The sequence below is a fragment of the Candidatus Caldatribacterium sp. genome (assembly GCA_014359405.1).
Taxonomy (GTDB): Bacteria; Atribacterota; Atribacteria; order Atribacterales; family Caldatribacteriaceae; genus Caldatribacterium; species Caldatribacterium oleiphilum.
In genome coordinates this window covers 1-5,280 of record JACIZN010000121.1, presented here as the reverse complement: position 1 = coordinate 5,280, position 5,280 = coordinate 1, and the positions used below count along the sequence as shown (strand labels likewise).

Here is a 5,280-nt window from a genome sequence, read left to right as displayed (position 1 = left end):
AGAACAGTCTTAGTGTGCTCTCCAACCTCCAAGAAAACATTATGAGCATAAGTTCATAATTGTCAAGACCTTGTTTAGATTCACCTTGTGGATCGACCAGGGTTTCGTTCACAGTACTTCAAGAAGCTCAAGGAGGTATTGCAAAGGGTGGGTACCTCTCGAGGTATTATCTCTGTAGAAGTTCCAGAGAGCTCAACACCCATGGAGGAGGGATCCCACCCTAATGAGATTATACCCCTCTCAAGGAAGCGTACCCCCATGGAGCGGTTCATCTTCGAACCCTTGGGAGTCTCCCTCTTCAACATCCCTCCCTACAAGAAGCAGTGTGACACCTTTGTTGAGCGATGAGGAGTTCTACATCCCGAATCTCGAGAACGTCACCTCAAGGAAAGCTCTCTTCCGAATGGCGCAAGAGTGGCTCCTCTCTTCAACCACCGGAGGCCTCACTTCGGGAGGGGGATGAAGGGCCGCACTCCTTCAGAGGTCCTTTCTGCCTTCCCTGTTGTGCACCTTGATAATCTCCTCTGGAACATCTCGGGAATTCCCTGGGATAACTCACCGAAGAATGCAAGGGTTGCGAACGAAACCCAGGCCTATTACCTTTTGCGCCTTGCTCTCTACCTCTCCCCGTGGTAAGCTCATAAAAAAGCAAAGGGAGGAGGACTATGGAGTACTTCCTGGGGATTGATCTTGGAACCCAGAGCGTGAAGGTGGTCTGCTACGACGAAGAAGGGCGCTTTGTGGCCTCTGCAAGCCGCGAGTATCCGATTCTCACCCCGGCACCAGGACACGCCGAGCAGAATCCCGAAACCTGGTGGGAGAAAACGAAAGAAGCCATCCGGGAGGTCCTTGCCTTTCTTCCTGAGCCGAACATCCACGCCCTGAGCTTTTCCGGGCAGATGCACGGAACGGTTATGCTTGACGAGAACTTCACACCCCTTCATCCTGCCATTATCTGGGCGGACCAGCGAAGCCACAGGGAAGTGAGGTACATCCGGGAAAAAGCTCTTCCCCACCTGAAAGCCGTAGCCGGAAGCGATATCGCCACTGGCTTCATGGCCGCAACGCTCCTCTGGGTTCGGGAAAATCTCCCCGAGGTGTATCGGAAAATCCGCTTCGTTCTCCTCCCCAAGGACTACCTCAAGGTGAAAATGGGGCTTCCTCCTTCAACCGATGTGGCCGATGCCTCCTCAACTCTCCTCTTCAACATTCGCCTCAGGAACTGGTCGGAGGAAATGCTTGCCCTTTTGGGCTTTGACCGGGCAATCTTTCCCCCTGTCCATGAGTCCACCCAGGTTATCGGAGAGGTTACCAGAGACGTCAAAGAAGAGCTCGGCATGAAAGGACGGTGCCTCGTCATCGCAGGAGCAGGAGACCAGCACTGTGCTGCTTTAGGAAACGGCATCACCGAGGAGGGAGAACTCCTTGTGACCATCGGCACCGGGGGCCAGGTCTTCACCCCCCTTACGCAGCCTCTGGTTGACGAGGAACTCCGCATCCACACCTTCTGCCACGCCGTCCCAGGGTTCTGGCATCTTCTTGGAGCAACCCTCTGTGCAGGGCTTTCTCTGAGCTGGTTCAAGAAGTCGGTCCTTGACTCGGCTTCATACGCCTTTGATTTTGGGAACCTCGACCAGGAAGCCCAAAAAGTTGATGCAGGCTGCAATGGACTCCTCTTTTTCCCCTACCTCATCGGCGAGCGAACCCCCCACATGGACCCTCACGCCCGAGGGGCTTTTTTGAACCTCCACCTCACGCACCAGCGGGGGCACTTCATCCGGGCCATTATGGAAGGAGTGGGGATGAGCTTAAAAAGCGCTGTCTCGGTTTTCCAGGAACTCGGGGTGGAGTTTGGGCGAACGGTGTTCTCAGGAGGTGGCGCAAGGAGCAATCTCTGGCGGCGGATTATTGCCTCCATTCTCGACATGCCCCTCTTCACCACCCAGGTTAAAGAAGAAGCCGCCACGGGGGCGTGCATCCTTGCCATGGTGGGGAGCAAGCACTTCGAAAGCTTCGATGAGGCCACCCGAAGGATTGTCACCTACACCCATCCCACTCTTCCTGAGCCAAGATGGGTGGAGGTGTACCAGGAACTCTACCAGAAATTCAGGCAAGGCTACACTGCCCTCCGGGACTTCTTCCCAAAACCTTAGCCTCTCTTTCGGAATTCGTTCGAGATGCGCTCGATGCGGGCAAAAAGTTCCGCATCGATATCGATGTGGAAGACCTGGGCAATCACCTGAGTCCACCCGTGGAGGAAGTAGACCCAGCCGTCCTCCACATGGAGGTGCCGTTCCTTTGCCTGGGCAAGGGCCTGGTGCATGAACTTGAGGTCCCCCCGGTAGTTGATTTCCCACACGAGGCTGTGCATGGGGAACACACAGGCATCCGTAAGGGGAGAGCCAGGACGATCTTTACCAAGCCCTGTGGCGTTCACGATGAGCGAATAGGGCTTCACCCGGGCTAAGACCTCATCATTTACCTCTGGAGTTGGGGCATGGATGTACTCGGCATTAATGTGGGGATTGATTTTGGGCATGAGCTCTTTCATGGCCTCGAGCCTTGGGGTACTCCGATTCGTAACGTAGAGCTTCGTGGGCATGTTGTCTTTCTTTTTGGGATCAAAAAGGTATGCCGCGATGGCCCGGGCGCTTCCCCCTGCACCCATGATGAAGACCTCTCCCCCGTGGTCTTTCCAGAAATTCGGAGGAATGAAGGCTTCCATGGCTAAACCACTTGATATGGGGTCTTTAGCGTGCCCCTCAAGACGACCGTTGTTCTTGGAAATGGAGGAGAGCTCACCGAAGAGCTGGGCGTAGGGATCGAGGTAATCAAAGAGGTCCTTTGCCGCCTCGTAGAGGTCGATTTTGTGCGTAGTCACCAGGGCCCCAAGGGACAGAGGGTCCTCCTTAATGAAGGAGACCACTTCCCGGTAAACCTCTCGAGGGGCGTGGATTTCAATATCGATGCCTTTGAGCACCGCATCCTTGAGACCAAGCTCTTTCGCCCAAAGGGGGAAAAGCTTCATGATTGAGGACTGGGACGTGGTGACACCGATGAAGTACATGGTGGGTTGCGTTGCTTTCTCAGGGAGTCGGAAACCCATGCCCTATCCTCCTCACTTCAAGGATTTCCATTTCGGATTCTCTCGCACCACGACTTTGCCGTCCTCCTCAAGGACAATCTTGGGGAAACCGGTCTCCTCGATGGTGGCATAATCGTGCCCCGCGTCGGCCGGGAAAATGCAGTAGAAGATCAGGGGCTCCTTCCCCACGTTCACCGAGCGGTGCGACCAGAAAGGAGGAATGTAGGATGCCGTTCCGGGGTACATGGGGAGAACCTCGCATTCCCCTTCCGGAGAGGCCATGAGGAGTCGTCCCTCACCCCGGAGACAGAAGTAAATCTCAGCGGTATCAAGCTTCTCGTGGAGGTGTCCCTTGGTGAGGAAGAATTCCCGTCCAACCTTCCCGGGATAGATAATGGTCGTGCAGTGGGCAAGGTGTCCCGGCTCCTCAGGAATCTCAGCGTATATGACTTCGTAGACAATCGGGTCCCCTTCCCGGAGCATCACCTCTGCCGCTTCCTGGTCCTGAAAGATGTACTTGACGTCACTCAGACGGCGCACAACTCTCTTTCCCGGCTTGAGCTCTCCGGTTACAAAATCCACAAGGACATTGAAGGGTTTCATAGGCGTAATTCTCCTTTCTCTACGGGGTAAGTACAACCTTTAAGGCATCCTTTCCCTCCATGAGCCGCAAGCCCTCCTCAATGGCCTCAAGAGGAAGGACGTGGCTCACAAGGTAGGAAAGATCAAGTTGCTTTTTTACAAGGAGCTCAAGAGCCATGCGCACGTGGAAATTGTTCGAGCGAGTTGTCCCGGTGACAAAAAGCTCCTTGTAGTGGATGAGGTTCGTGGCCAGAGGAACTTCAGGGATATTCGGAGGGAGACCTCCGAAGAAATTGATTCGCCCAAAAACCCCGGCCACTTCAAGGGCCTCTCTTTGGGCATCGGGAGCTGGAGCAGCCACAACGACCACATCCACATCCCGGAGAACGTCCTTTACTCTCTTCTCGCCAACGACAATCGTCCGAGCTCCTTTCTCGGCAGCCCTCTCAAGGCGAGAGGGGCTGATGTCGGCCATCCAGACTTCTTGCACCCCACAAAGGCGCGCAAGCTCAAGGAACATAAGGCCAATCGGTCCTGCACCGTAGATGAGGACGGTATCCCGGAAAGTCACCGAGAGGGGTAGAAACCCATGGACCACACAGGCCAAAGCCTCGACAAAGGAGAACTCCACAGGGTTTGCCTCAGGGGAAAGAGGAAAGACATTCCCCTGGCGCACCGCCTCCTCCGGCACCCGCATGTACTCGGCAAAGCCTCCGTCTTCGGTGATGCCCAGAGCCTTCCCGAAGGGGCAGTGGTGCTGCGCTCCAGAAATACAGAAGCGGCACTTCCCACAGCCGTAGTTCGGGGCAACAAGGACGAGCATCCCTTCCTCAAGATCTGTCACTCCCTCTCCCACTTTCACAACCTCTCCCACGACCTCATGCCCGAGGATGCGCTGCGTCCCTTCTGGAATGGACCCATGGCCCCTCCGGGCGATTCGAAGATCCGTTCCACAAAGGCTTGCTGCTCGAACCCGGATGAGGACTTCCCCTCGCCCTATCTTTGGGGGAGGGACATCCACAACGCGCACCTGAGGGGGATAGGAAAATACCGCGGCTTTCATCCTTTCCTCCTTTCTCAGCGAATGAGCGTCCTGAACCGTGTCATCACTTCGTTCATCTTCTCCATCGTCTCAAGGTAGAAGGGAAGGAACTCCTGGTACCTCTGGTGGAGCTTTTCATCGGGCTCAAAAACCGAAACCTTCGAAACGGAAGCGAAGGCCTTCTCCTGGAGATCAGGGAACAAGCCTTCCGCAAACCCTGCCACCATTGCCGAACCCCAGATGGAGAACTCTTCCCGGTTCAAGGTTACGTAAGGCACACCGAGGATACTCGCCTTGAGACGGTTCCAGAAAGCCGATTTTGCCCCGCCTCCGATAACCCGGACTTCCGAAAAGCTCACTTCCGGCATGAGTTCCCGCAAAACCTTAAGGTAAAAGGCGTACTCAAAGGCAATACCCTCAAGGATGGCTAAGAAAAGGTGCTCCCGGGTGTGGTCCCAGCTGAATCCCGCAAAGACTCCTCGCAGGTACGGTTGTGTCGGGCAGTTCCTCCCCCGCAGGTGAGGTAAAAATACAAGGCCCGAAGGAGGACTGACTTTCTTTTCCACTTCCT

At 55.2% G+C, this 5,280-nt stretch carries 6 protein-coding genes; 2 read left to right on the top strand and 4 right to left on the bottom strand.

Features of this window, described 5'->3' with window-relative positions:
* The first annotated feature begins 459 nt into the window (after window positions 1-459).
* Together H5U36_08685 and xylB are read left to right on the top strand one after the other, a co-directional pair.
* Window positions 460-636, top strand: coding sequence for a hypothetical protein (locus H5U36_08685; GenBank protein ID MBC7218192.1), 177 nt, complete (start codon window positions 460-462; stop codon window positions 634-636).
* A 29-nt stretch (window positions 637-665) separates the two neighbouring features.
* Window positions 666-2,153: a xylulokinase gene (gene xylB / locus H5U36_08680; GenBank protein MBC7218191.1), complete on the top strand. Its 1,488-nt coding sequence runs from the start codon at window positions 666-668 to the stop codon at window positions 2,151-2,153.
* Here xylB and H5U36_08675 read toward each other — a convergent pair.
* The 4 genes from H5U36_08675 to H5U36_08660 all read right to left on the bottom strand — a co-directional run.
* Window positions 2,150-3,106, bottom strand: a complete 957-nt coding sequence (locus tag H5U36_08675) for a shikimate dehydrogenase (protein ID MBC7218190.1) — start codon at window positions 3,104-3,106, stop codon at window positions 2,150-2,152. The two genes, xylB and H5U36_08675, sit on opposite strands and share 4 nt — an antisense overlap.
* Window positions 3,107-3,118: 12 nt before the next feature.
* Window positions 3,119-3,688, bottom strand: a complete 570-nt coding sequence (locus H5U36_08670; GenBank protein ID MBC7218189.1) for a cupin domain-containing protein — start codon at window positions 3,686-3,688, stop codon at window positions 3,119-3,121.
* Window positions 3,689-3,707: 19 nt separating this feature from the next.
* Window positions 3,708-4,730 (bottom strand): alcohol dehydrogenase catalytic domain-containing protein, encoded by a 1,023-nt coding sequence (locus tag H5U36_08665; GenBank protein ID MBC7218188.1) that lies wholly within the window; start codon window positions 4,728-4,730, stop codon window positions 3,708-3,710.
* A gap of 14 nt (window positions 4,731-4,744) precedes the next feature.
* Window positions 4,745-5,280 (bottom strand): xylulose kinase (locus H5U36_08660; GenBank protein MBC7218187.1); only part of this gene is annotated, 536 nt, incomplete at its 5' end.

Bases quoted from the DNA above. Each gene is read 5' to 3' on its own strand.
- H5U36_08685 (MBC7218192.1), top strand. From the start codon at position 460: ATGAAGGGCCGCACTCCTTCAGAGGTCCTTTCTGCCTTCCCTGTTGTG.
- xylB (MBC7218191.1), top strand. From the start codon at position 666: ATGGAGTACTTCCTGGGGATTGATCTTGGAACCCAGAGCGTGAAGGTG.
- H5U36_08675 (MBC7218190.1), bottom strand. From the start codon at position 3,106: ATGGGTTTCCGACTCCCTGAGAAAGCAACGCAACCCACCATGTACTTC.
- H5U36_08670 (MBC7218189.1), bottom strand. From the start codon at position 3,688: ATGAAACCCTTCAATGTCCTTGTGGATTTTGTAACCGGAGAGCTCAAG.
- H5U36_08665 (MBC7218188.1), bottom strand. From the start codon at position 4,730: ATGAAAGCCGCGGTATTTTCCTATCCCCCTCAGGTGCGCGTTGTGGAT.